Here is a 21673-nt window from a genome sequence, read left to right as displayed (position 1 = left end):
CCGGCAGAAAGGCCCGGAATCCTTGAGTTTGTCAGGACAAGGCGGAGGTGTCGCGGATTTGCGCGCGAAGACGTCGGGCGGCCCGAAAATCGAAAAAGGCGCAGATTTCTGGGGCTGCGCAGGGCTCGTGCCGGAGTTGCTCGCAATACAGGCAATTGTGCAAGGACGCGTTCTGGCGCCTATTCAATAAGCAGGCGCCTATTGTTTGGTGCGCAGGCGGATCAATCCTTCCTGCGCCACCGACGCCACGAGCCTTCCGTCGCGGGTGAAAATCTGCCCCCGCGTCAGCGCCCGGGCATGCGCAGCCATCGGACTTTCCTGCGCGTAAAGCAGCCAGTCGTCGACGCGGAAGGCGCGATGAATCCACAATGCGTGGTCGAGGCTCGCGACCTGCACCGCGGGATCGAAGATCGTGCGGCCATGGACGAGCAGCGCCGTATTGAGCAGCGTCATGTCCGAAAGATAGGCGAGGAGCGCGCTATGCGTCGCCTGATCGTCAGGCAGGGGGCCGCGGATGCGAAACCAGATCATCTGGCCGTCCCGGCTCGCGTCGGCAGACAGCATGTTCTCAGGCGAGACGATGCGCATGTCGAGCGCGCTCGCGCGCTTCAGCCAGTTCTCCGCGGGCTTCGGCAGGAAGGCGTGGAATCGCTCGACCAGCGCGTCTATGCCGTCGAGCGTCTCGGGATCGGGCGTGCGGGGCATGGCCGAGCCATGCGAAAATCCCTCTTCCCGCATCTGGAACGACGCTTCGAGGGAGAAAATCGTCTGCCCGCGTTGTGTCGCTATGCAGCCCCGCGTGGTGAAGCTGCGGCCGTCGCGCACCCGCTCCACCGCATAGTCGATCGGCGTGCGCGGGTCGCCGGCGAGGACGAAATAGCCATGCAGCGAATGAGCGGGCCGGTCTTCGGGAACCGTGCGCGTCGCCGCGACGAGCGCCTGCGCCACCGCCTGACCGCCATAGACCTGCTTGCCGGCCGTCGCCGGGCTATAGCCGCGAAAAAGGTCGTCCCCGATCTTTTCGAGATCGAGGAGCGCGAGCAGGTCGCTTGCGGGTGCGTCCAAGGCGGGTGACAGCGTCAATCGATCTGACGCGCTTCCTCCGGCAGCATGATCGGAATGCCGTCGCGGATCGGATAGGCGAGCCGCGCCGAGCGGGAGATCAATTCCTGCTTCGTGCGGTCATATTCGAGAGTCGTCTTGGTCAGCGGGCAGACGAGAATTTCGAGCAGGCGCGGATCGATCTTCGTCGCCTCCGGGGCGCCGTCTTCCTGATTTTCAACGCCGGCGTCAATCGTGTCATTCATGTCTCTTGCCCTGTTGTCGTCAATTTGTCGTCAATGCCATTGCGGCGTGTCGCCGCCGCGCTGCGCGAGATCGAGCTTTGCGAGCGCGATGAGCGTCTCGGCGCGCGTTTTCAGGTCTATTGCCTCGATCAGCGCCTGCTTTTCATTCGCGCCGAAGGGACACATCATGGCCAGCGCATTGACCAGAGTCTCCGTCGGCGCGGCGTCGATGCTCGCCCAGTCGACTTCGAGTTTCGAACATTCCGCGAAGTTGCGCAACATCGACACCATGCTTTCGCGGTCGACGGCGTTTTCGCCGGCGCCGGGCAGCAGGTCGGCCTGGAATCCTTCATAGCTGACGCGGAATTGCCGATAGGGCGTCCCGGCGGAAATCTCATCGGCGATGCGAAAACGCGCAAGGCCGGTGAGCGTGATGAGATAGCGTCCGTCGCCCGTCTCCGCAAAGCGCGTTATGCGGCCCGCGCAGCCGACATGGAAAAGTTCCGGCGCATGGGCGATCCCGTGATTTTCCGATTGCGGCTGGATCATCCCGATAACGCGCTCGCCGGCGATCGCGGCGTCCACCATCGCGAAATAGCGCGGCTCGAATATGTTCAGCGGCAGCTCTCCGCGCGGCAGAAGCAGGGCTCCGGCAAGCGGAAAAACCGGAATGATCTCCGGCAACTCCCGGAGATCCGTATATGGGTGATTCAGGCCCATGGCGACGCGCGACGAGCGCCCTCCTAGGAGTAAAGGAGCGTGGAAAGTTTGCGGCGCGCGCTCACGGCCGCCTTGTCCATCGGTCCCCATGCCTCGAAAAACTGGACGAGCTGCTTTCGCGCCCCGTCATCGTTCCAACTACGGTCGCGGCGGATGATTTCAAGAAGCGCATGTGCGGCTTCTTCGCGCCGATCCTTGGCGTTGAGCGCGAGCGCAAGATCGAAATAGGCCTGCAGATCATTGGGGTCGAAATTGATGCGCGTCTTCAGCTCGTCGATTTCGCCAAGATCCTGAGCGCGCGCGGCGTTCTCGATCGCGGCGGTCGCCGCCGCCACGTCGGGGTCGCGGCGGGCCGACTCGGGCAGGCGCTCGATCAAGGCGCGCGCCGTCTCGAATTGCTCCGCGCCGACATAGAGGCGCGCGAGGAGGGCGATGGCCTTGGGGTTCGGCGGCTCCTGGCCGACGAGCTCCGACAGCAACTCATGCGCGCCGGCGACGTCGCCTTCGGCAAGAAGCGCCTGCGCCGCCTCGAGCGCATCCCTCTCGTCCTCGATGGGGCCGACGAGACGCTCCATGAAACCCTTGATCTGGCTCTCCGGCAGGGCGCCGACGAAGCCGTCCACGGGGCGTCCGCGCTGGAAAGCGACAACAGCCGGGATGGACTTGATCCCGAGCTGGTCGGCGATGGCGGGGTCATTGTCGATGTTCATCTTGACGAGCGCAACCTTGTCGCCGGTCGCCGCCACGAGCCGCTCGATCACGGGCGCGAGCTGCTTGCACGGACCGCACCAGGGAGCCCAGAAATCGACGAGCACCAGCTTGCGCATCGAGGCGTCGAGAACATCGGCGCGGAAACGCGCTGTCGTCGTCTCGATCGGCGCCGCCGCCCCTGCGCCCGTGTTCGCCTCCTCGACCATCCGCATGCTCCTGTTTTCCTCAATCGGTTCTGGTGAACGTCAGATAGACCGGCCGGCGGCCCGCCGCCATCGCTTTGGCCTCATATTTGGTTTGCGTCCAGCCCTCCCAGGGAGTCAGCCAATCCTCCGCCTTTTGGGCCCGCCAGCGGAATGCGGCGCAAACGCGCAGCCGCGCCAGCGTCCAGGCCGCGTAATCGTCGATGTCCGTGGCGAAGCGCAATTGCGCGCCGGGTTGCAGGACCCGCGCCAGTTTTTCGAGATTCTCCGGGGAAACGAAACGGCGCTTGCGGTGGCGACGCTTCGGCCAGGGATCGGGATAGAAAAGATAGACGCGGGAGAGACTCGCGTCCGGCAGAAGGTCGAGAACCTCCGCCGCGTCGCCCTGATGCAGGCGGATATTGGTCAGGCCGCGCTCCTCGATGCGGGAGAGGAGCTTCGCCATGCCGTTGACGAAAGGTTCGCAGCCGATGAAATCGACGGCCGGCTCGCGCGTCGCCGCCTCGATCAGGTGCTCGCCGCCGCCGAAGCCGATTTCCAGCCGCAACTCACCGCCCGGAGCGGGGCGGGGCGGGGCCGCGAGGTCGAGCGCGAGCTTCGGCAGAAGCTCCGCCATCAGCTCGGCCTGATGGTGGCGCAGCGCCTTGCCTTTCGAGCGGCCATAGAGGCGACGGGTGGGGTGGGCCTCTTCAGTCATTTGCGAGACGACAGACTTTACAAAGACGCAAATGGCCGGGACGAGCCCGGCCATGCGATTTTTGGATCAGGAGAACCGATCAGGCGAAGTGCGACTTCAGCTGGTCGACGAGGTCGGTCTTCTCCCAGGAGAAGCCGCCGTCCGTCTCCGGCTTGCGGCCGAAGTGACCATAGGCCGAGGTGCGGGCGTAGATCGGGCGGTTGAGCTGGAGGTGCTCGCGGATGCCGCGCGGCGACAGGCGCATGAGCTGCGGGAGCACTTCCTCGAGCTTGTCCTCCGGCACCTGCCCGGTGCCGTGCAGATCGACATAGATCGACAGCGGCTCGGCGACGCCGATGGCGTAGGCGAGCTGCAGCGTGCAGCGGTCGGCGAGACCAGCGGCCACGACGTTCTTGGCGAGATAGCGCGCGGCGTAGGCGGCCGAGCGGTCGACCTTGGTCGGATCCTTGCCCGAGAAGGCGCCGCCGCCATGCGGAGCCGCGCCGCCGTAGGTGTCGACGATGATCTTGCGGCCTGTGAGGCCGGCGTCGCCGTCCGGACCGCCGATGAAGAATTTGCCGGTCGGATTGACGTGCCAGACGGTCTTGTCGGTGATCCAGCCTTCGGGCAGCGCCTGACGGATATAGGGCTCGACGATGCGGCGAACGTCCGCCGGCGACAGGCTCTCATCGATGTGCTGATGCGAGAGAACGATCTGCGTCGCCTCGACGGGCTTGCCGTCGACATAGCGGACCGTCACCTGGCTCTTCGCGTCCGGGCCGAGGCCCTTCTCCTTGCCGGAGTGACGGGCGTGGGCCAGCAGTTCGAGGATCTTGTGCGAGTAATAGAGAGGCGCCGGCATCAGGTCGGGCGTCTCGCGCACGGCGTAGCCGAACATGATGCCCTGGTCGCCCGCGCCTTCGTCCTTGTTGCCGGCGGCGTCGACGCCCTGCGCGATGTCGACGGACTGCTCATGGAGCAGGACTTCGATGTTGGCGGTGTTCCAGTGGAACCCGCGCTGCTCATAGCCGATGGAGCGAATGGCGCCCCGGGCGATCTCGATGATTCGCTCGAAGGGGATGTGCGGGCCGCGCACTTCGCCGGCGATCACGACGCGGTTCGTGGTCGAGAGCGTCTCGGCTGCGACGCGAATCGCATAGGGGTCGATTCCGGCCTTCGGTCCCTCGCGGAAGAACTCGTCGACGATCTCGTCGGAAATGCGGTCGCAAACCTTGTCGGGATGGCCTTCGGAAACGGACTCGCTCGTGAAAAGATAATTCTTCCGGGTCACTTCGGAATCTCCCAATGGCCGCAGGTGAGGGGCGCGGGCGACCACTTCTGCGACGCTCGCGCGCGTCATCTGCCAGCAGGCGTTCGTTTCGTCAAGCGAGACGAACCAAAATGTTCGTTATAGAGAACTGAGACTTGTCACGCTGCGGCGGCGACAGCGATCAGCCCTCTACGGCGGCGTCCTCCTGGTCCGCAAGCGTCGTCACGAGGTCGAGGACGCGCTTGCGCACCTTCGGGTCTTTTATCCGCGCAAAGGCGCGGTTGAGATGCATGCCTTCCGCTGTGGAGAGGAAATCGACGACATATTGCGACGACGATTCTTCCGCGAAGCCGCCTGCGCCGTCGACGGCCCCGTTCAGGGTCGGCGCGCCTTCGAAGAAGAAAGACGGCGGCACGTTCAACGTCTTGGAAATCTGCTGAAGGCGGCTTGCGCCGATCCGATTCACGCCCTTTTCGTATTTCTGGACCTGTTGAAAGGTGAGCCCCAAAGCTTCGCCGAGCTTTTCCTGGCTCATCTTCATCAAGATACGCTGCATCCGCACACGGCTACCGACGTGACGGTCGATCGGATCTGGCGTCTTTTTCACGTTAACGACCTCCTGTCACGTTCTAGCTCAAATCCAATCAAATGCAAACAAAGGTTCTGGTTAGGTATATGAAATCCCACCCAAAAAAAAGTTGCTTGAAATGAGGGCAATAGTTAATCCGCCGACCCTTGAGCGGAGCCGCCGTCCTGTCCCGAAGGCCGGAGAAACCATTGGCTTCGGGGTGGTTCCACGGTCGCAATTGATGCTTCTTCCTGTCGCTTACTTGCGTAATCGCGCGGATCGTCAGTCGCGCCAGCGTCCAATTCCGGCGACGACCACAAGAAGTCCCCACATTATGGAGAAGACCAGACTGCCGTGACGCGCGAAAAAGGTCTCCGGCGCCGGTTTCGGCAATCGGCCGTCGATTACACCTTCCTCGCCGAGCGGCAAGGACTCGAGCGTCCGTCCGTAGGCGTCGACGATGGCGGAAATGCCGGTGTTGGCGACGCGGATCAAGGGCAGTCCTTCCTCGATCGCGCGCAGCCGCGCCTGACCGAAATGCTGGTAGGGGCCGGTCGTTTTACCGAACCAGCCGTCATTCGTCAGATTCAACAGCAGTTGCGGGCGATCGCCGCCCCTGTCGCGCGCCGCAGCCTCGCCGGGGAAGATCGCTTCATAGCAGATGAGCGGGGCGATCGCCGGCAGGCCGGGCGCGGAAAGGCCGCGCGGCCCCTGGCCCTGATCCCATATTCCGGGAACGAGATGGCTCACGCCCAGTGGCCGCAGCAGCCCTTCGAGCGGCAGATATTCGCCGAAGGGGACAAGATGGGTCTTGTCGTAGAAAGAGACGATTCGATCCCCCTGCAGCACCTCGATTGAATTGAAAATCTTGCCGCGTCTTCCGCCGCCGTCGCCTTCGACTCGCGCTGCTCCGGTGATGAGCGTTTTTCCCTGCATGGCGCGGGCAATCGCCGAGAGGGCCTGGGGCTCGCGCGAGAGGACGTAGGGGAAGGCGGATTCGGGCCAGATCAGATGGGTGACGTCCGCGACGCCCGTCCGTCCCGGGCCGGTTGCGCGGTCCGATAGAGCCAGATAATGGCGCAGGATTTCCGCGCCGTTCTCAGGGCGGAACTTGGCGTCCTGCGGCAGATTGGGCTGCATCAGCCGCAGTTTCACGCCTTCGACGAATTTGGTTTCGTTTCTCGCCAGCCGGAATACGCCAAAGGCCAACATGGCGATGAGCAGGACGGCGGCGACCCGCGCCGCGCCATTGGCGAAATTGCGCTGACCGGTCGGCCGATCGACGATCGTCGCCGGCGCGGCGAAGATCACGATAGCGGCAAGATCGAGCCCATGCAGGCCGATGAGCGAAGCCGTTTGCGCCAGCGGGCCGGCGCCGGCGAGCGCCATGCCGAAGTCGTTCCACGGAAATCCGGTGAGAACTTGGCCGCGCAGCCATTCGGAGGCGCCGAGCCCCGCCGCGAGCGCAAAGACCCGCAGACTGCCCGAGGACCACAAGAGGCGTGAAATCGCGAAGCCCAGCGCGGGAAAAAGCGCCAGCGCCGCGGGCAGGCCGAGCACCGCGAGCGGCAACGCCCAGGCGAACTGGTCCGCCTCGACCAGCATGGCCGCGCCGAGCCACCATAGCCCCGCGAGAAAATAGCCAAAGCCCAGCCACCAGCCCGCGCTCGCCGCCGAGATCAGGGGCGCGAGGCCGAAGCGCGCGCCGCGTGCGGCGGAGCCGTCGATGAGCCAGACGGCGGCGGTGAGGGGCGCCGCCATGGCCGGCGCGAAATCGAAGGGAGGGAGCGCCAGCGCGCCGAGCGCGCCGCAACCGAACGCGACGCCGCGCCGGACCCAGCCGTCGGCGAGGATAATGCGTTGCGGAAACGAGCGCAGTCCCGTCAGCGCGCCGGTCAGTGCGGCAGTTTGCGTCATAAGCCCGTTCGCCCCCCGCGAATCAGCGGAACCGACTTTAATCGGTTTCCCGGCAAGGCAAAGCCCAAGACGGTTGCGCCCACGTCTCAGGGATGGCGGCGCGCGCGCACCCGCAGCTTCTGGACCCGGCGCGGATCGGCGTCGACGATCTCGAACTCATAGGCCTCGACGGGCGTCGCGATGATTTCGCCGCGCATGGGCACGCGGCCGGCGAGCCAGGCGACGAGACCGCCGATCGTCGTCACCTCGGTCGGCGTATCCTCCAGCCGGAAGTCGACGCCGAGGCGGACCGTGACTTCGTCGAGATCGGCGCGCGCGTCGACGAGGTAGTCGCCGTTTTCCAGCGCCTCTATGGCCGGCTCGTCGCTGACGTCGTGCTCGTCCTCGATGTCGCCGACGATCATTTCCATGATGTCTTCGATGGTGACGAGCCCGTCGGTGCCGCCATATTCGTCGATCACCAGCGCGAGATGGGTGCGCGTCGCCTGCATGCGGATCAGCAGATCGAGCGCCGGCATGGAGCGCGGCACGAAGAGCACGGGCTTGAGAAGGCTCGCCGCCGAGAGCGGCGTGTCGAAGTCGACTTTCTTCCCCTCCGCCGGAGTGCCGCCGGATTGCGCCGCGCGAAGCTCCGCGCAGGAGGCGAGATGATTGACGAAGTCGCGGATGTGGACCATGCCGCGCGGGTCGTCGAGAGTGTCGGCGTAGACGGGCAGGCGGGAATGGCCGGCCTCGCGGAACACTTTCAGCGCCTCCCGCAGCGGCGCGTCCATCGGCACAGCGATAATGTCGGCGCGCGGGATCATGGCGTCCTCGACGCGCAGATCGTGCAGGCTCAGCACATTCTTGAGAAGCGCGCGCTCATGTGGCGTCACGTCGCCGGCGGATTCCTCCAGCGCGTCCTCGATGTCCTCGCGCACGGAGGCCGGCGCCAGTCCCAGCGCAGCGCGCAGGCGGTCGAAAAACGAACCGCGCGACCCCTCGTGCGTGCGTCTTAAAGGCTCCTCGGCGTTATCAGATCGTGTCGACATCAGACTTGTTCAGTTGCCCCGCCTCTTCGTCGTCACCGGGCGCATAGGGGTCGCGCAGGCCCAACCCGGCCGCAATGCGACGTTCCAGCGCCTCCATCGTCTCAGCTTCGGCGGACGTCTCGTGATCATAGCCGATCAGATGCAGAAATCCATGGATCACCATATGCGCGGTGTGGTCCCGCAAGGTCTTGGCTTGCTCCCCCGCCTCGCGCGCCACGGTTTCGTAGGCGATGACGATGTCGCCGAGCAGGGGCCGGTTCGCGAGCGTCCCGGGGGTGGGAAAGGAGAGCACGTTCGTCGGCTTGTCCTTGCCGCGCCACTCGGCGTTCAGCTCCCGGATTTCCGCGTCGTCGCAGAAATTGACGCTCAACTCGCAGCCCGGCGCCAGTTTCGCGCCGCTTTCGGCAAGACTTGCGCGCACGCAATCCTGCGCCAGCGCCTCCAGCCCCTCGAAGCTTTCCCACGCGGGGGTCGAGATCAGAATGTCGATGTCCACGCTCATGCGTCGTCGCGCGGCTTCTTCCTGGCGCGCGCGGCGCGATCATAGGCGCCGACGATCTGGCGCACGAGATCGTGGCGCACGACGTCGCCTTCCGAGAATTTCACGCGGCCGACGCTGTCGATTTCCGACAGCAGCCCGACGGCTTCCGAAAGCCCCGAAACCTGGCCGGGCGGAAGGTCGGTCTGCGAGGGATCGCCCGTGACGATCATGCGCGAGCCTTCGCCGAGGCGCGTGAGGAACATCTTCATCTGCATGGAGGTGGCGTTCTGCGCCTCGTCGAGCAGGATGCAGGCGCGCGTCAGCGTGCGGCCGCGCATGAAGGCGAGCGGCGCAACTTCGATGATGCCGGTCTGCATGCCGCGCTCGACCATTCGCGAATCCATGAAGTCGTGCAGCGCGTCGTAGATCGGACGCAGATAGGGATCGACCTTCTCGCGCATGTCGCCCGGCAGGAAGCCCAGACGCTCGCCGGCTTCGACCGCCGGTCGGGAGAGGATCAGTCGCTCGACGGCGCCTTGCTCCATCAGCTGCACCGCATGGCCCACGGCCAGCCAGGTCTTGCCGGTGCCGGCCGGGCCTTCGGCGAATACGAGCTCATAACGCTTCAGCGCGCGCAGATATTGATCCTGCGCGGCGTTGCGGGCGCGAACGAGGCCGCGCTTGCGGGTGAGGATCTGTTCGAAGGCGCCGCGGCTCGGCTCCGATTCGGGGAAGAGGCTGCGCTGACGCGCGGTCTCCTCGATCGCCCCGTCGACGTCGCCGAGACTGACCGCCTGTCCCTTGGAGATACGGTCGTAAAGCGCCTCGAGCACGCGGCGCGCGTGTTCGCAGGCTTCGGATTTTCCCTTCAGCGTGACGTGATTGCCATTGGCGAAGGAGGCGACGCGCAGGCGTCGTTCGATTTTCGCGAGATTCTGATCGTAGAGGCCGAAGACGAGCGAAGCATATTTGTTGTTTTCGAAGGCGAGCGTGATTTCCGCATCGGGCTCTGCCGCGTCGTCGCGCGGAACGATCTGCAGATCGTCGATCGTCGTCAAGCCTTCGCCTCCTCGCCCAAAAGCCGTCCCGCCAGAGAATTGGAGCCTGCCGCGACAATCGCGACGCGCGCCACTTTCCCGATCATTTCGGGATCCCCCTCGACATGCACAGCCTGCATATAGGGACTCTTGCCAGCGATTTGACCCTCGTGACGGCCGGGCTTTTCAAAAAGCACGTCGATTTCACGGCCGACGGTCGCGGTGTTGAATGCCTGGCGCTGTTCTTCGAGCAACGCCTGAAGCGCGGCGAGGCGCTCGCGCTTCGCCTCCTCGTCGATCTGGTCGTCGCGCTCGGCGCCGGGCGTGCCCGGGCGGGGCGAATATTTGAAGGAAAAGCTCGAAGCGAAGCCGACCTCTCGCACCAGCGCCATCGTCTCCTCGAAATCCGCGTCCGTCTCGCCGGGGAAACCGACGATGAAATCGGAGGACATCGCCACATCCGGCCGCGCCTTGCGCAGCCGCGTGATGATGTCGAGGTAGTCGGCGCCCGTATGGCGGCGGTTCATGGTTTTCAGGATGCGGTCCGAGCCGGACTGCACGGGGAGATGGACATAGGGCATGAGCTTTCCGATCGACTCATGCGCGTCAATCAAATCCTGCGCCATGTCGACAGGATGACTGGTCGTGTAGCGAAGACGCTCGACCCCATCCATGTCGGCAAGGTGAGACAGAAGCCGCGCGAGGCCCCATTCCCGCCCCTTGTCGTCCGCGCCGCGATAGGCGTTCACGTTCTGCCCGATGAGCGTGATCTCTCTTACCCCGGCGTCGATAAGCCGTCGGGTCTCGGCGACGATATCGGCGACGGGCCGCGAGACTTCGGCGCCGCGGGTGTAAGGCACGACGCAGAAGGAGCAGAACTTGTCGCAGCCTTCCTGCACGGTGACGAAGGCGGAAACGCCCCGGGCGCGGATCTGGGCGCGGCTCGGGTCGGGCAGGGCGTGGAATTTGTCCTCGACAGCAAATTCCGTGTCGGTGACGCGGCGGCCGTCCTTTGCCTGCCGCAACAGGTCCGGCAGGCGGTGGTAGCTCTGAGGTCCGACGACGAGATCGACGGCGCGCTGGCGCTTGAGAACCTCCTCGCCCTCCGCCTGGGCGACGCAGCCGGCGACGACGATTTTCATCTCGCGGCCCTGCGCGTCGCGTTCGCGCTTGGTCAAGGCGAGTTTTCCGAGTTCGGAATAGATCTTCTCGGCGGCCTTTTCGCGGATGTGGCAGGTGTTGAGAATGACGAGGTCGGCGTCTTCCTCGTTCGCCGTCTCGGCATAGCCCTCGCGCCCGAGCAGGTCCGCCATGCGGGTCGCGTCATAGACGTTCATCTGGCAGCCATAGGACTTGACCAGAACCTTGCCGCCTTTGGCGGTCACGTCCTCGATCGTCTCGACCGCGTTCGAAACCGGTGTGGAAATCTCTTTTGCTCCCTGAAGCCCCAGCCGCGACTCGCGCATCGCCGAGTCCAGCGAACGTATTATAGGGGCTTTCAGCGGCTGCGCCGAATCCAATATTCGGCCGGCCTACATCTCCAGACGTAGATTGATCGCCGCGCGGCGTTCGCCATTGGCGCGCTGGTAGTAGTTCTCACGCCGCCCGATCTCCTTGAAGCCCGCGCGCGAGTAGATCTTCAGGGCCGCCTCGTTGTCGTCGGCCACCTCAAGGAACACCAGTCGCGCGCCGCCGCGTTCGAGATTTTCGAGGTGCTTGTCCAGGAGCATCCGGCCGAGACCGACGCCGCGCCGGGCGGGATCGACCGCGAAAGTCAGTATTTCCGCGTCGGGTGGCAGGAGGCGCGAGAGGATGAACCCGCCCAATGTCGACCGCCGGCCCTCCGTCACCGCGCCGTCCGCTATGACGTGTGAATCCGTAAGATAACTCTCGAAATCGATCTTCGACCAGCCGAACGCGAAGGAGGCGCCGTGCAGGCGCTCGCATTCCTCCGCGCGCTCGGCGCCAATCGGCTCAATGACGAAAGTGGCCTTGCCAAAAAAGCTGGACAGCAGACTCATCTGTCCGGCTCACGCTTGCGCCGGAGAGGGCGCGTCGGACACGACGTCGGGCGCCATTGCGGTCTCCACAGCCGGCGGGACGTCGGTCGCCGCGCCGACGGGCTGCGCGTCCTGCTGCTTGTTGTCGACCGTGACGTCCGGCTCCTTGAGATAGAGCGGCCGGGCCGGGGCTGTTTCCGGCTGCGCAGCGAGGCCGAGGCGGGCTACGTAGGAAATGTCCGGAGAGGCCTGTTCGCCGACAATCTTGACCGCGACGCCGCGGGCGCGGGCTTCCTTGGCCAGCAGTTCGGCGCCCGAGCCGATCAGGAGCAGCGGACCGTCGCCGAGCGCGCGCAGCGCCTCATGCGCCCCCGCGCGGCGGGGCGTCAGAAGCGCGCGGCCGTCCGGCCCGAAGGCCGCGACATAGACCTTGCCGTGGCGGGCGTCTATCGCGGCGGCGACAACGCCCTCGAAAGATTCGAGAATAAGCGGGGCGGCGAGCGCCGCGAGCGTGGAGACGCCGACGATCTCCGCCTTGCAGGCGAGCGCGATGGCCTGACCGGCGGCCAGCCCGATCCGAATTCCGGTAAAGGAGCCGGGACCCACCGCGACTGCGACGCGGTCGATCGAGGCGAAGCCGCCCTCGACCTTGCTCATGACCCGCTCGATGAGCGGCAAAAGCGCCTCGGCGTGTCCGCGCTCCATCTCGAGGCGCTCGGAGGCAATGGGCTCTTCCGCGTCGTGGTCGAGCACGCAGGCCGAGACGGCGGGAAGGGCTGTGTCAATCGCAAGGATTCGCATGATTCCCGGATTATGACCGTTTTCCGGTCTCGATCAACAAAGGCGCCGGCGAATCCTCAGATTGAAGCCAAAACTTATGTGTAGCAGGGGGTTCCGCTCACGCCGACTGCACCGCCTTAATTTGCGGCAGGAAGTGGCGCAGCAGGTTTTCGATGCCGTTGCGCAGCGTCGCGGTGGAGGACGGGCAGCCCGAGCAGGCGCCCTTCATGGTGAGATAGACAACGCCGTCCCGGAAGCCCCGGAAGACGATGTCTCCGCCGTCGCCGGCCACTGCCGGACGCACGCGCGTCTCGATCAACTCCTTGATCGTGGCTACGGTTTCCGCGTCGGAGGGGTCGTAGAACTCGCCGTCCTCATGCTGCTGCGCCCCGGCGGCGCCCTCGGTCAGCAGCGGCGCGCCGGAGGCGAAATGCTCCATGATCGTGCCGAGAATCGCGGGCTTCAGATGCGCCCAGTCGGCGCCGTCCTTCGTCACGGACACGAAGTCGGAGCCGTACATCACGGCCTGAACCCCGTCGATTGCGAGAAGCGCCTGCGCCAGCGGCGCGTTGGCGGCGGCGTCGGGCGAGCGAAACTCCATTGCGCCCTGGCCGAGCACGTCCTGGCCGGGGAGGAATTTCAGCGTGGCGGGGTTGGGAGTGGTTTCGGTCTGGATGAACATGTCTGGCCTCTGATGCGCCCGGTTCAAGGCCGGCGCGACGGCTCAATATCACGATCGGAGCTAAGATGGCGACGAATGATTTTCATTCAATGCGGAACCATCGGAGAAACAACGCCCTCGGAGCCAGGCTGGAGGCTCCAGCCGATGTCCTGATAGGTCATCGTCAGACGCAAAATTTTTTTCTCCAACTCGATTCCGGTCCTTGCATCGAGCGCGGCCTCGATGATCAGCGCATTTTTCAGCGCAAGGGTCCATGCCGGCCTTCCTTCGCCCGACGCATCCGCCTCGATCGTCACCTCTGTCAGGACCTCGCCGTTAACCGCGGCGTCGTAAAGCTGGGGAAAACTGGCGCCCATCGGGACGGTGACAATGAGGGGTTTACGAATGGCTTTTCCCGTCGCCCCTCCCGAGGCGTCGCGCAGAACGCTGATCCCGTGCTCGACGGCCAGCACAGGGATTCGCTCCGGCGTTTGCGCCGACGAATCGCCGCGAATGATCCCTTGCTTGGCGCCTTTGGCGATCATGCGCAGATCGGCCGCATTCGCGTCGAATGCGAAAGTCTGGAAGAAAAACAAGAGGCTGGCCGCTGCTGCTGCGATCTTCGCCATCTGAATTTTCTTGTCGAAATGCGCGGCAAGCATATGCACTTCGCGGTCGGTTACAAGCGCGCGAAGCCCTCGCCGCCGGGGCTGACGGGCGCATAAGGGGATTGCGCCATAGGTAGGGGGACGTGCGGCTCGACTCCGTCGGAGGCTTACCGTCGCCGGCCTAGCGTCGTCCGCGCGCCTGAAAATCGATCCGGATTTTCCCGGTTTTTTGAGGTCTGGAACTCCTGTAGGGCGGCGGTCAGGAGCGCCTCGCTCGCCTGACCCCAAGAGCAGGGAGCGTTTCAATGAGATGGTTGGGGCTTGACAAAGGGGGAGCCCTTCGTGAAGCTATCTCGTGCGGCTACGCCGTAAAAAGGACGCCAATAAAAAGGCGTAACAAGAGGGAGAGAATCATGGGTTGGCTTGTCCCCGCAGCTATGTTGGCTATGGTCGTCATCGCCGCTGTGACCCTGACGCGCCTCTGATCTTTACGATCAGCGCGTGATCGGTCCCACAGAGTGGTCCGGTTTCGACGGTGATGCGACTTGGGTCGTGACATGAGGCGGCTTACGCCGAAAGGCGTAAGGCTGCCCTTAACGGCTATCAGGTCACGCGCGTCATCGAAATAGAGTCCGCCAGCGTATCTATTCGCTGGCGGACTATCTTTTTTTGGGCGTTTTTTCAGGAAGCTTCCCGGAATTGAATCAAGCGGCGCTCACGCCCCCGGCTTGCTCGGCAGCCTTGTCTCCTGAACGCCGGACCTGAAATAGCAGACCGGGCGGCCCGCAGAGGTCGCTGTCATCCGCGACCGGCCCCCGCGCCACGCCCTTTCGCCCGTTGACGCGCCTCAACCAGGCTTTCGCCAGCGGTTCAGCGCGACGAGCGACCAGATCGCCTCGACGACGCCGAAGGGCCAGGCGCCCTGCAGAAAGCCATAGACCGAGCCCATCGCGCAGGACGCCGCGAAGGCGAGCACGAACCAGTGGCTGCGCGCCTCGAGTGCATAGGTGACGAGCATCGCGCTGACAGCGAACAGTCCGAACCACGTCAACGCATCCATCTCCGGCGTCCTTTCCGATAGCGATCAAGGGGCTGCATTTGCCATGCCGGCGCAAATCGGACACTCTCGGCGCATGGACGAAAACGCTCTCCTCGCCGCCAATGCTGTTTATTATCAAGCCTTCGCCGCGCGTGATCTCGGCGCCATGGAGGCGTTGTGGGCGTCCGATGGCGTCACCTGCGTGCATCCCGGCTGGCCGGCGCTCATCGGGCGTGCGCCGGTGATCGCCTCCTACCGCGACATTTTCCGCAACCCGTCGCAGGAGGCGGTGACGGCGCGCGAGGAGAAGACGCTGATCGAAGGCGGGGACGGCCGCGTTTTCTGTGTCGAGGAAGTGGGGGGCGGGCTACTGCTCGCAACCAACTGGTTTCGGCTGATCGACGAAAAATGGCGGCTGCTGCACCATCAGGCCAGCCCGCTCGCCCCGCCGCCGCCCGCGAAGCAGGAGGCAAAACGCTCGTTTCACTGAGAGTCGGCGTTCTCCGGCTCCTGCGTCCCGGCGGCTTCATTCGTTCCTTCCGCCGCCTTCTTGCGCGACGCCTTCTTCGGGTCGCGGCGGGGGCCTTCCACCAGCCGCACCACGACGCCCCAGAGCGTGCGGACGTCCTGCTCGGTGAGGCTCATGCGGTGAAACATGTTGCGCAGATTGCGCGACATCACCGGCTTTTTCGTCAGAGGGCGGAAGAAGCCGCGCTTGTCCAGTTCGTTTTCCAGAAAATCGAAGAAGGCGAGCGTCATCTCCCGCGTCGCCGGCGGCGAGCGCTCCTCGATCTCGAAGGGGATGACGTCGCCATGGGCGGCGCGAAACCATTCGTAACCTGTGAGCAGCACCGCCTGCGCGAGATTGAGCGAGGCATAGGCGGGATTGACGGGGAAGGTCAGAATCGCGTCGGCGAGCGCCACGTCGTCATTGTCGAGCCCGGTGCGCTCGGGGCCGAACAGCACCCCATGCCTTTCGCCCGCCGCATGGCGCGCGGCGGTCGTCGGCAGCGCCTGCGCGGGCGTATGCACGGGCTTCATCTGCCCGCGTCCGCGCGCCGTCGCGGCGTAGACGAAGGACAGATCCTCTATCGCCTCGCGCACGCTGTCATAGAGCTTCGCGCCTTCGAGCAGATGCGTCGCGCCGGCGGCGGCGGCGTAGGCGCCCTTGCGATAGGCGCCGGTTCTCGGCCATCCCTCACGCGGGCTCACGAGCCGCAGGTCGGAGAGACCGAAATTCGCCATCGCCCGCGCGCACATGCCGATATTCACGGCGAGCTGCGGCCGCACCAGTATGATGGCCGGCCCGCCTGAATAGGCTATCTTGCTTCGATCCGTCCCGGCTCCGACCACTTGCGCCCCTTTCACGAGAGAGGCGGCAAACTATTCAGAACGCGCGCCGGGGGGAAGGGGTCAGGTCCCGTTCGCTGGAAACGGCGTCTCGGCGCCTGGTTTCTGGGGCCATTCGATGCGCCTGAGCATCGCCGCCTCATGGGCGTAAAGCGCGATTGTGAGCGCCATTACCCCAGCGATGAGGAGGCGCTCGCCGCCGCTGGGCGCGCGGGTCGTCTCGCTACTCGCGCGCTTGCGGTTCCACCAGCTCAGAACCGCCAGAAGCACGCCGAAAGGCAAAAGATCCTCGAACCTCGCGAAAGTCAGCGCGAGCAGCGCGGTCAGGCCGCCGGCGGCGACGAGCCGCAGCTTGCGGCTGCTGAAGGTCGCCGCGAGCGCCTTCGCGCCATCCGAGCCCGTCCAGGGCAGGATATTCGGGACGTTCAGCAGCAGCGTCAGAAACGCGAAAAGCACGCCGGTCACAGCCGAAAAACATGTCAGCAGGCTGAGTGTCTCCGAGGAATGGGTGTTCGCGGAACCGACGAGATAGCCAAGCGCTTTCGTCGCCGTCTCCGCGTCCGGCAGCGCCAGAAGCGCCAAGGCGGCGGCGAGAAGGGGGCCCGCGAGGGCGACGGCTCCGGCCTCGAATGCGCTGGCGTGATTGCGCCCCGTCAGCGCGACGCCGCCGCCGAACGGAATGAGGCTGACGGTGACGCCGCGATGGCCGAAAGCGACCATCGCCAGCGCGTGCCCGAGCTCGTGAACCAGCGTCGCAAGAACGAAAATGGCGGCGAGATAGGTGATGAGCAGAAAAACGACCAGGCAAATGACGGCGGCCGCGGCGCCATTGATGGAAGCGCCTCCGGCGAAAGCGAAAAAGTTTGCCGGCAATCCGCTCAAAGCCATGTAGACGGCTGGCGCGAGCATCATTGCGATCAGCGCAACGGCGCCGAGAAATCCCAGCCACGCCATACGCCAGCCGGAAAATCGCAGACAGGGCGTCTTCGCCGAGCCGTGGCCGACGGCGACGTCTCGCAGCGCCGCGAGATAGCGCGTGAGGCTCAGCCGCGACAGCTCGTAATTCAGATAGCCTGTCATCCTGCTCTCGTAAGTGAGCGTGACCAGCGATCCGGCGCCGTCCCCGGTCACTTCGTAACATATGTGCGGCGCTTCTTCGGCGGGCGTTGGCCTACCGTCTTTCGAGAGCTCCACGATCTCCATACGGCCTTTCGACTCCTCGAGGGCGCATGCGTCGACGATGCGCCGGAAAGGCTTGTCGCTATGGCGCGGACGCAGCGTCTTCGCGATGGTCAGCGGCTCCTGCGAGAGTATCGTCACGTCACGGATGTCGTATTGCGGATTCCACTCCGCATCGGAATTGCGCGGATCGAGACGCAGCCACACGGCCTGCGGCGGCGCGGGAATCGAAGCGGAAAGGCGGATCTTGCGTCGGCCCAATGGCGCCTTGAAGCAGAGCCACCAGCCGGCGATCGACGGCAGCGAATAAATCACAAGATAAAGTAGCGAGGTCAGCATAAAAGAATTTCCGCGCGGCAGGGGTCGCGCGACGTTAGTCGTCTCGCGCATAATACGCCGTAAACGACGGCTCTTCGATGCGCCGCCGCATCTCCTGCATCAATGCGTCAGTTTCAGCGCGAGCTCCTGCAGCGCCCTGTTGAACAGGCTCTGCATGCCTCTCGTGATGTCGCCCGGCTCGGACGCCGTGAAGAAATAGCCCTGCGACGCGCAACCTTGCAGATTGGGGGAAATATTCGGCGCAAAGGGGCCTATCAACCTGTCGTATTGAACCGTGCCGGGGAACGGCACGTAAGTCGTATAGACAACGGCGACGATGGCGCCCTTGCTCTTCAGCGCGTCACATGCGGTGACGGGGAAGGCGCTCGTCGGCGCCTTGGTCATCCATGACGGCCACCAGGGCAGCGGCAGGCCGGTCGGGCCGACCATCTTGTTCCAGCCCGTGTAGATGCCGTCCTCCACGCCGTCGGTGACGAGGAACACGATTTCGAGCGGCGCGGCGCTGGTGAGCCCCGTGCCGTTGCCCTTGATCTTGTTGGCGACCAGCCAGGTCACCGCGTCGGCCGCCTGCGTGCCGTCGTCGTGGGTGGGGAGATCGAGATTTTTCACGGCGTTCGCCACATTCGTGAGATCCGACGTCATCTCGACGAGCGGCGAGACATGATGGTTGAAAGCGTAGACGCCCATCTGAATATGCTCGCGCGCATTGGCGCTCGCCACCATCTTTGCCTGTGCGACGAGCGCGCCAGTGGCGTCGCGGAGATCGTCGATGCGGAAGCGGATGCCCTGCGCCTTGGGCTGGTCGTAATATTGCGCCTCGTAGCCTTCCGAATGACACGCGAAGGCGCAGCCGGTCAGTGCCTGAAGTCGCGAAATGTCGTCCGAGGTCGCGCCTATGCCCATCGACATCGAACGATCCAGCAGCAGATGGAAGTTCAGATACATATGCGTGCCGAGCGCGATATTGGACGTAACTTTCCCGTTGACGGGGATCGTCTGCACGCCCATCAGTCGCGCGATATTCGTGGGAATGTCGGCCGAATAATTGACCGTCGCCGACCATGAACCCTCACTGCTAGAGAGTTCGATCGTCGGTTTTCGGTCGGCCCCGCGCATGAGCGGATCGCCGTTCATATACTGGACGCCGGCCGCGACGCCGGCCTTGATGATGTCTTTCTGCCCGCAACCCTGAAAATTCGAGACATTGTTGCCGGCAGGATTGGCGACGCAGTCCGATTCCTTCTGGGCGGCGGCCTTGACGGCGGCAAGCGCCGCCCGGTCGGCGAGATGATTCAGCCGCGATCTGACCGTCACCGCCTGCGTGTAATCGACGGCGGCGCCCATCATCATGAACATCGGGATGAGCGCTAGCCCGAAGATCATCGCAATGGAGCCGCGCTCGTTGGCGCGAAAATTTCGCAATCGCTTCCGGACACGCGACGCGCGTGCGAGAGCATAAAATCCAGGTTTATGCATTGCTCCGAATATCCACACAGCGCGAAAAGAGCTTCGCCATGGTTCCAGTTGCGCAAGCTAGACCGTGAATCTTGAGCGTTCCTTGCAATATTCCAATAGTCAACAAAAGCTCTGCTGCCGTCCGCTCGCGCAACATCTCATGAAAACAAAAGCACTTCTTGTTATGTGTACAACTGTTCATGAAGCTCAGGGGAAGGACGGCCGCCATATGTCGACTGGTCGTCGTTCGGGATCAATTCTGACGCGGTTTCAGATCCCTTGATTTGACGGGCCATGATGGCGCCCGCTTTGCCTTGCATAGGCGCGGCGTTATAAGCGGGCGCCGAACGGGATGAGGGTTTCATGCAGAAGATCAAAGTGGCGAATCCGGTCGTCGAACTCGACGGCGACGAAATGACCCGGATTATCTGGGCTTTCATCAAGGACAAGCTGATCCGGCCCTATCTCGACATCGATCTGCTTTACTACGATCTCTCGATCCAGAATCGCGACGCCACCAATGATCAGGTGACGGTCGACGCCGCCAACGCCATCAAGCAGCATGGCGTCGGCGTGAAATGCGCCACCATCACCCCCGACGAAGCGCGCGTTAAGGAATTCAGCCTCAAGGAGATGTGGAAGTCGCCGAACGGCACGATCCGCAACATTCTGGGTGGCGTGATCTTCCGCGAGCCGATCATCTGCAAGAATGTGCCGAGGCTCGTGCCGGGCTGGACGCAGCCGATCGTGGTCGGCCGCCACGCTTACGGCGACCAGTATCGCGCGACGGATTTCAAGGTTCCCGGCAAGGGCCGCCTGACGATCAAGTTCGAGGGCGTGGACGGGCAGGTGATCGAGAAGGAGGTGTTCTCCTTCCCCGGCGCCGGCGTCGCCATGGCCATGTACAACCTCGACGAGTCGATCCGCGAATTCGCGCGCGCCACCTTCAACTATGGGCTGGTGCGCAAATTCCCCGTCTATCTCTCGACCAAGAACACGATTCTCAAGGCCTATGACGGCCGCTTCAAGGATCTCTTCCAGGAGATCTACGACGCGGAATTCAAGCCGCAGTTCGAGGCGCTGGGCCTGCATTACGAGCATCGCCTGATCGACGACATGGTCGCCTCGGCGCTGAAATGGTCGGGCGGTTACATCTGGGCCTGCAAGAATTACGATGGCGACGTGCAGTCGGATACGGTCGCGCAGGGCTTCGGCTCGCTCGGGCTCATGACCAGCGTGCTGATGACGCCCGACGGCAAGACGGTGGAGGCGGAGGCCGCGCACGGCACGGTGACGCGGCACTACCGCGAGCACCAGAAGGGTCACGAGACCTCGACGAACTCCATCGCCTCGATCTTCGCCTGGACGCGGGGCCTCGCCCATCGCGCCAAACTCGACGGCAACGAGGAACTCGCCCGCTTCGCCCGCACGCTCGAGGAGGTCTGCGTGGCGACAGTCGAGGCCGGCTTCATGACCAAGGACCTGGCGCTGCTCGTCGGCTGCAACCAGAAGTGGCTTTCGACCACCGGCTTCCTCGACAAGATCGACGAAAATCTGCGCAAGGCGATGGGTTGAGCGCGCGGGCGCGCCTTTTCCGACCCATTTGCAAGGTTATGATTCTGCACGGTATGCGGGTGAAAATGGCAACACGGGCGTCAGCGATTGTAAGTGTCAACCGGCGCGTCTATATAGGCTCCGCCTATGGCCTTACGGGGGATTCGCGGCAATGACGGTGGATTTGGAAGAGACTTACAAACCGTCCGAAGACGAACCCTTCATGAACGATAGGCAGCGCGAATACTTCCGTCGCAAGCTGCTGTCGTGGAAGGAGGACATTCTGCATGAAAGCCGCGAAACGCTGGCCGCCCTGCAGAATGAAAACGAAAACCATCCCGACCTCGCCGATCGCGCGTCGTCGGAGACGGACCGCGCCATCGAGCTTAGGGCCCGTGACCGGCAGCGCAAGCTGATCGCCAAGATCGACGCGGCGCTGATGCGTCTCGAGGACGGCACCTACGGCTATTGCGAGGAGACGGGCGAGCCAATCTCGCTCAAGCGCCTCGACGCCCGGCCGATTGCGACGCTGTCGATCGAGGCTCAGGAGCGCCACGAGCGGCGGGAAAAGGTCTATCGGGACGACTGATCTGCGGTTTTCGTTGAAGCAATGAAAAAGGGCGTCGCTGACAAGGCGACGCCCTTTTTGCTTATTCCTTCTCCGGACGGCCCAGAAGCCGCGCCATTTCAGCCTCGAGCGACTCGAGCGGGTCGATCTCGGCGGCCGGCGGCGGCGGGGGCGGCGTCGGCTCCTTCACCGGCGGCGGGGGCGGCGCGGGCGGCGGCGCAGCCGGGCGTTGCGCTGCCG

General features: G+C 64.2%; 23 protein-coding genes. 3 read left to right on the top strand and 20 right to left on the bottom strand.

The window, feature by feature from the left end; genetic code table 11:
• Positions 1–198: 198 nt before the first annotated feature.
• The 17 genes from MET49242_RS07860 to MET49242_RS07780 all read right to left on the bottom strand — a co-directional run bounded on the left by MET49242_RS07860 (position 199) and on the right by MET49242_RS07780 (position 15009).
• Entirely contained in the window at positions 199–1065 is an 867-nt protein-coding gene (locus tag MET49242_RS07860; protein ID WP_036282077.1) for an acyl-CoA thioesterase II, read from the bottom strand.
• Positions 1066–1079: 14 nt separating this feature from the next.
• Complete coding sequence (locus tag MET49242_RS07855) at positions 1080–1307, bottom strand: Trm112 family protein (protein ID WP_036282073.1); 228 nt, start codon at positions 1305–1307, stop codon at positions 1080–1082.
• Positions 1308–1337: 30 nt separating this feature from the next.
• The gene (locus MET49242_RS07850; protein WP_036282070.1) at positions 1338–2006 is read right to left on the bottom strand and encodes an LON peptidase substrate-binding domain-containing protein; all 669 of its coding nucleotides are present in this window, start codon (positions 2004–2006) and stop codon (positions 1338–1340) included.
• 23 nt (positions 2007–2029) lie between these two features.
• Complete coding sequence (trxA, locus tag MET49242_RS07845; RefSeq protein ID WP_036282067.1) at positions 2030–2923, bottom strand: thioredoxin; 894 nt, start codon at positions 2921–2923, stop codon at positions 2030–2032.
• A 19-nt stretch (positions 2924–2942) separates the two neighbouring features.
• Positions 2943–3617, bottom strand: coding sequence for a tRNA (guanosine(46)-N7)-methyltransferase TrmB (gene trmB, locus MET49242_RS07840; protein WP_036287326.1), 675 nt, complete (start codon positions 3615–3617; stop codon positions 2943–2945).
• A gap of 79 nt (positions 3618–3696) precedes the next feature.
• On the bottom strand, positions 3697–4887 hold the full coding sequence (gene metK / locus MET49242_RS07835) for a methionine adenosyltransferase (RefSeq protein ID WP_036287322.1): 1191 nt from the start codon (positions 4885–4887) through the stop codon (positions 3697–3699).
• Between the two features lie 160 nt (positions 4888–5047).
• Positions 5048–5473, bottom strand: coding sequence for a helix-turn-helix domain-containing protein (locus tag MET49242_RS07830; RefSeq protein ID WP_036282064.1), 426 nt, complete (start codon positions 5471–5473; stop codon positions 5048–5050).
• A 243-nt stretch (positions 5474–5716) separates the two neighbouring features.
• Positions 5717–7351, bottom strand: a complete 1635-nt coding sequence (gene lnt, locus MET49242_RS07825; RefSeq protein WP_036282061.1) for an apolipoprotein N-acyltransferase — start codon at positions 7349–7351, stop codon at positions 5717–5719.
• Between the two features lie 86 nt (positions 7352–7437).
• Complete coding sequence (locus MET49242_RS07820) at positions 7438–8382, bottom strand: hemolysin family protein (RefSeq protein ID WP_036282058.1); 945 nt, start codon at positions 8380–8382, stop codon at positions 7438–7440.
• Positions 8366–8884, bottom strand: a complete 519-nt coding sequence (gene ybeY, locus MET49242_RS07815) for an rRNA maturation RNase YbeY (RefSeq protein ID WP_192815586.1) — start codon at positions 8882–8884, stop codon at positions 8366–8368. Before ybeY ends, MET49242_RS07820 begins: the two co-directional genes overlap by 17 nt.
• Positions 8881–9921, bottom strand: a complete 1041-nt coding sequence (locus tag MET49242_RS07810) for a PhoH family protein (RefSeq protein WP_036282055.1) — start codon at positions 9919–9921, stop codon at positions 8881–8883. Before MET49242_RS07810 ends, ybeY begins: the two co-directional genes overlap by 4 nt.
• Positions 9918–11366 carry a tRNA (N6-isopentenyl adenosine(37)-C2)-methylthiotransferase MiaB gene (gene miaB, locus MET49242_RS07805; RefSeq protein WP_084679300.1) on the bottom strand — a complete coding sequence of 483 codons (1449 nt, stop codon included), beginning with the start codon at positions 11364–11366 and terminating at the stop codon, positions 9918–9920. The genes MET49242_RS07810 and miaB overlap by 4 nt, the downstream gene beginning before the upstream one ends.
• A 66-nt stretch (positions 11367–11432) precedes the next feature.
• The gene (locus tag MET49242_RS07800) at positions 11433–11921 is read right to left on the bottom strand and encodes a GNAT family N-acetyltransferase (RefSeq protein ID WP_036282052.1); all 489 of its coding nucleotides are present in this window, start codon (positions 11919–11921) and stop codon (positions 11433–11435) included.
• 9 nt (positions 11922–11930) lie between these two features.
• On the bottom strand, positions 11931–12701 hold the full coding sequence (gene tsaB, locus MET49242_RS07795; RefSeq protein ID WP_036282049.1) for a tRNA (adenosine(37)-N6)-threonylcarbamoyltransferase complex dimerization subunit type 1 TsaB: 771 nt from the start codon (positions 12699–12701) through the stop codon (positions 11931–11933).
• 97 nt (positions 12702–12798) lie between these two features.
• A complete protein-coding gene (locus tag MET49242_RS07790; RefSeq protein WP_036282046.1) occupies positions 12799–13362 on the bottom strand; it encodes a NifU family protein in 564 nt (187 codons plus the stop codon).
• An 86-nt stretch (positions 13363–13448) separates the two neighbouring features.
• Positions 13449–13970 (bottom strand): type VI secretion system tube protein Hcp, encoded by a 522-nt coding sequence (locus MET49242_RS07785; protein WP_158497270.1) that lies wholly within the window; start codon positions 13968–13970, stop codon positions 13449–13451.
• An 826-nt stretch (positions 13971–14796) separates the two neighbouring features.
• Positions 14797–15009, bottom strand: coding sequence for a hypothetical protein (locus MET49242_RS07780; RefSeq protein ID WP_036282040.1), 213 nt, complete (start codon positions 15007–15009; stop codon positions 14797–14799).
• 73 nt (positions 15010–15082) lie between these two features.
• Between MET49242_RS07780 and MET49242_RS07775 the strand changes: the two genes are divergently transcribed.
• Complete coding sequence (locus MET49242_RS07775) at positions 15083–15478, top strand: nuclear transport factor 2 family protein (RefSeq protein WP_036282038.1); 396 nt, start codon at positions 15083–15085, stop codon at positions 15476–15478.
• On the opposite strand, the gene MET49242_RS07770 is transcribed toward MET49242_RS07775, so the two are convergent.
• From MET49242_RS07770 to MET49242_RS07760, 3 genes are all read right to left on the bottom strand, one after another.
• Positions 15472–16341, bottom strand: coding sequence for an RNA methyltransferase (locus tag MET49242_RS07770; RefSeq protein ID WP_036282035.1), 870 nt, complete (start codon positions 16339–16341; stop codon positions 15472–15474). The genes MET49242_RS07775 and MET49242_RS07770 overlap by 7 nt on opposite strands.
• Before the next feature lie 60 nt (positions 16342–16401).
• Entirely contained in the window at positions 16402–17856 is a 1455-nt protein-coding gene (locus MET49242_RS07765) for a M50 family metallopeptidase (protein ID WP_144259513.1), read from the bottom strand.
• 99 nt (positions 17857–17955) lie between these two features.
• Complete coding sequence (locus MET49242_RS07760) at positions 17956–19278, bottom strand: TadE/TadG family type IV pilus assembly protein (RefSeq protein WP_036282029.1); 1323 nt, start codon at positions 19276–19278, stop codon at positions 17956–17958.
• Between the two features lie 396 nt (positions 19279–19674).
• Here MET49242_RS07760 and MET49242_RS07755 point away from each other — a divergent pair, with 396 nt between their 5' ends.
• Both MET49242_RS07755 and dksA read left to right on the top strand, forming a co-directional pair.
• The gene (locus MET49242_RS07755) at positions 19675–20886 is read left to right on the top strand and encodes an NADP-dependent isocitrate dehydrogenase (RefSeq protein ID WP_036282026.1); all 1212 of its coding nucleotides are present in this window, start codon (positions 19675–19677) and stop codon (positions 20884–20886) included.
• A gap of 151 nt (positions 20887–21037) precedes the next feature.
• Positions 21038–21454 (top strand): RNA polymerase-binding protein DksA, encoded by a 417-nt coding sequence (gene dksA, locus MET49242_RS07750; RefSeq protein WP_036282023.1) that lies wholly within the window; start codon positions 21038–21040, stop codon positions 21452–21454.
• Positions 21455–21673: the final 219 nt, after the last annotated feature.

The organism is Methylocystis sp. ATCC 49242, assembly GCF_000188155.2.
In the GTDB taxonomy this organism is placed as follows: domain Bacteria; phylum Pseudomonadota; class Alphaproteobacteria; order Rhizobiales; family Beijerinckiaceae; genus Methylocystis.
This window is presented reverse-complemented; position numbering and strand designations above follow the sequence as displayed.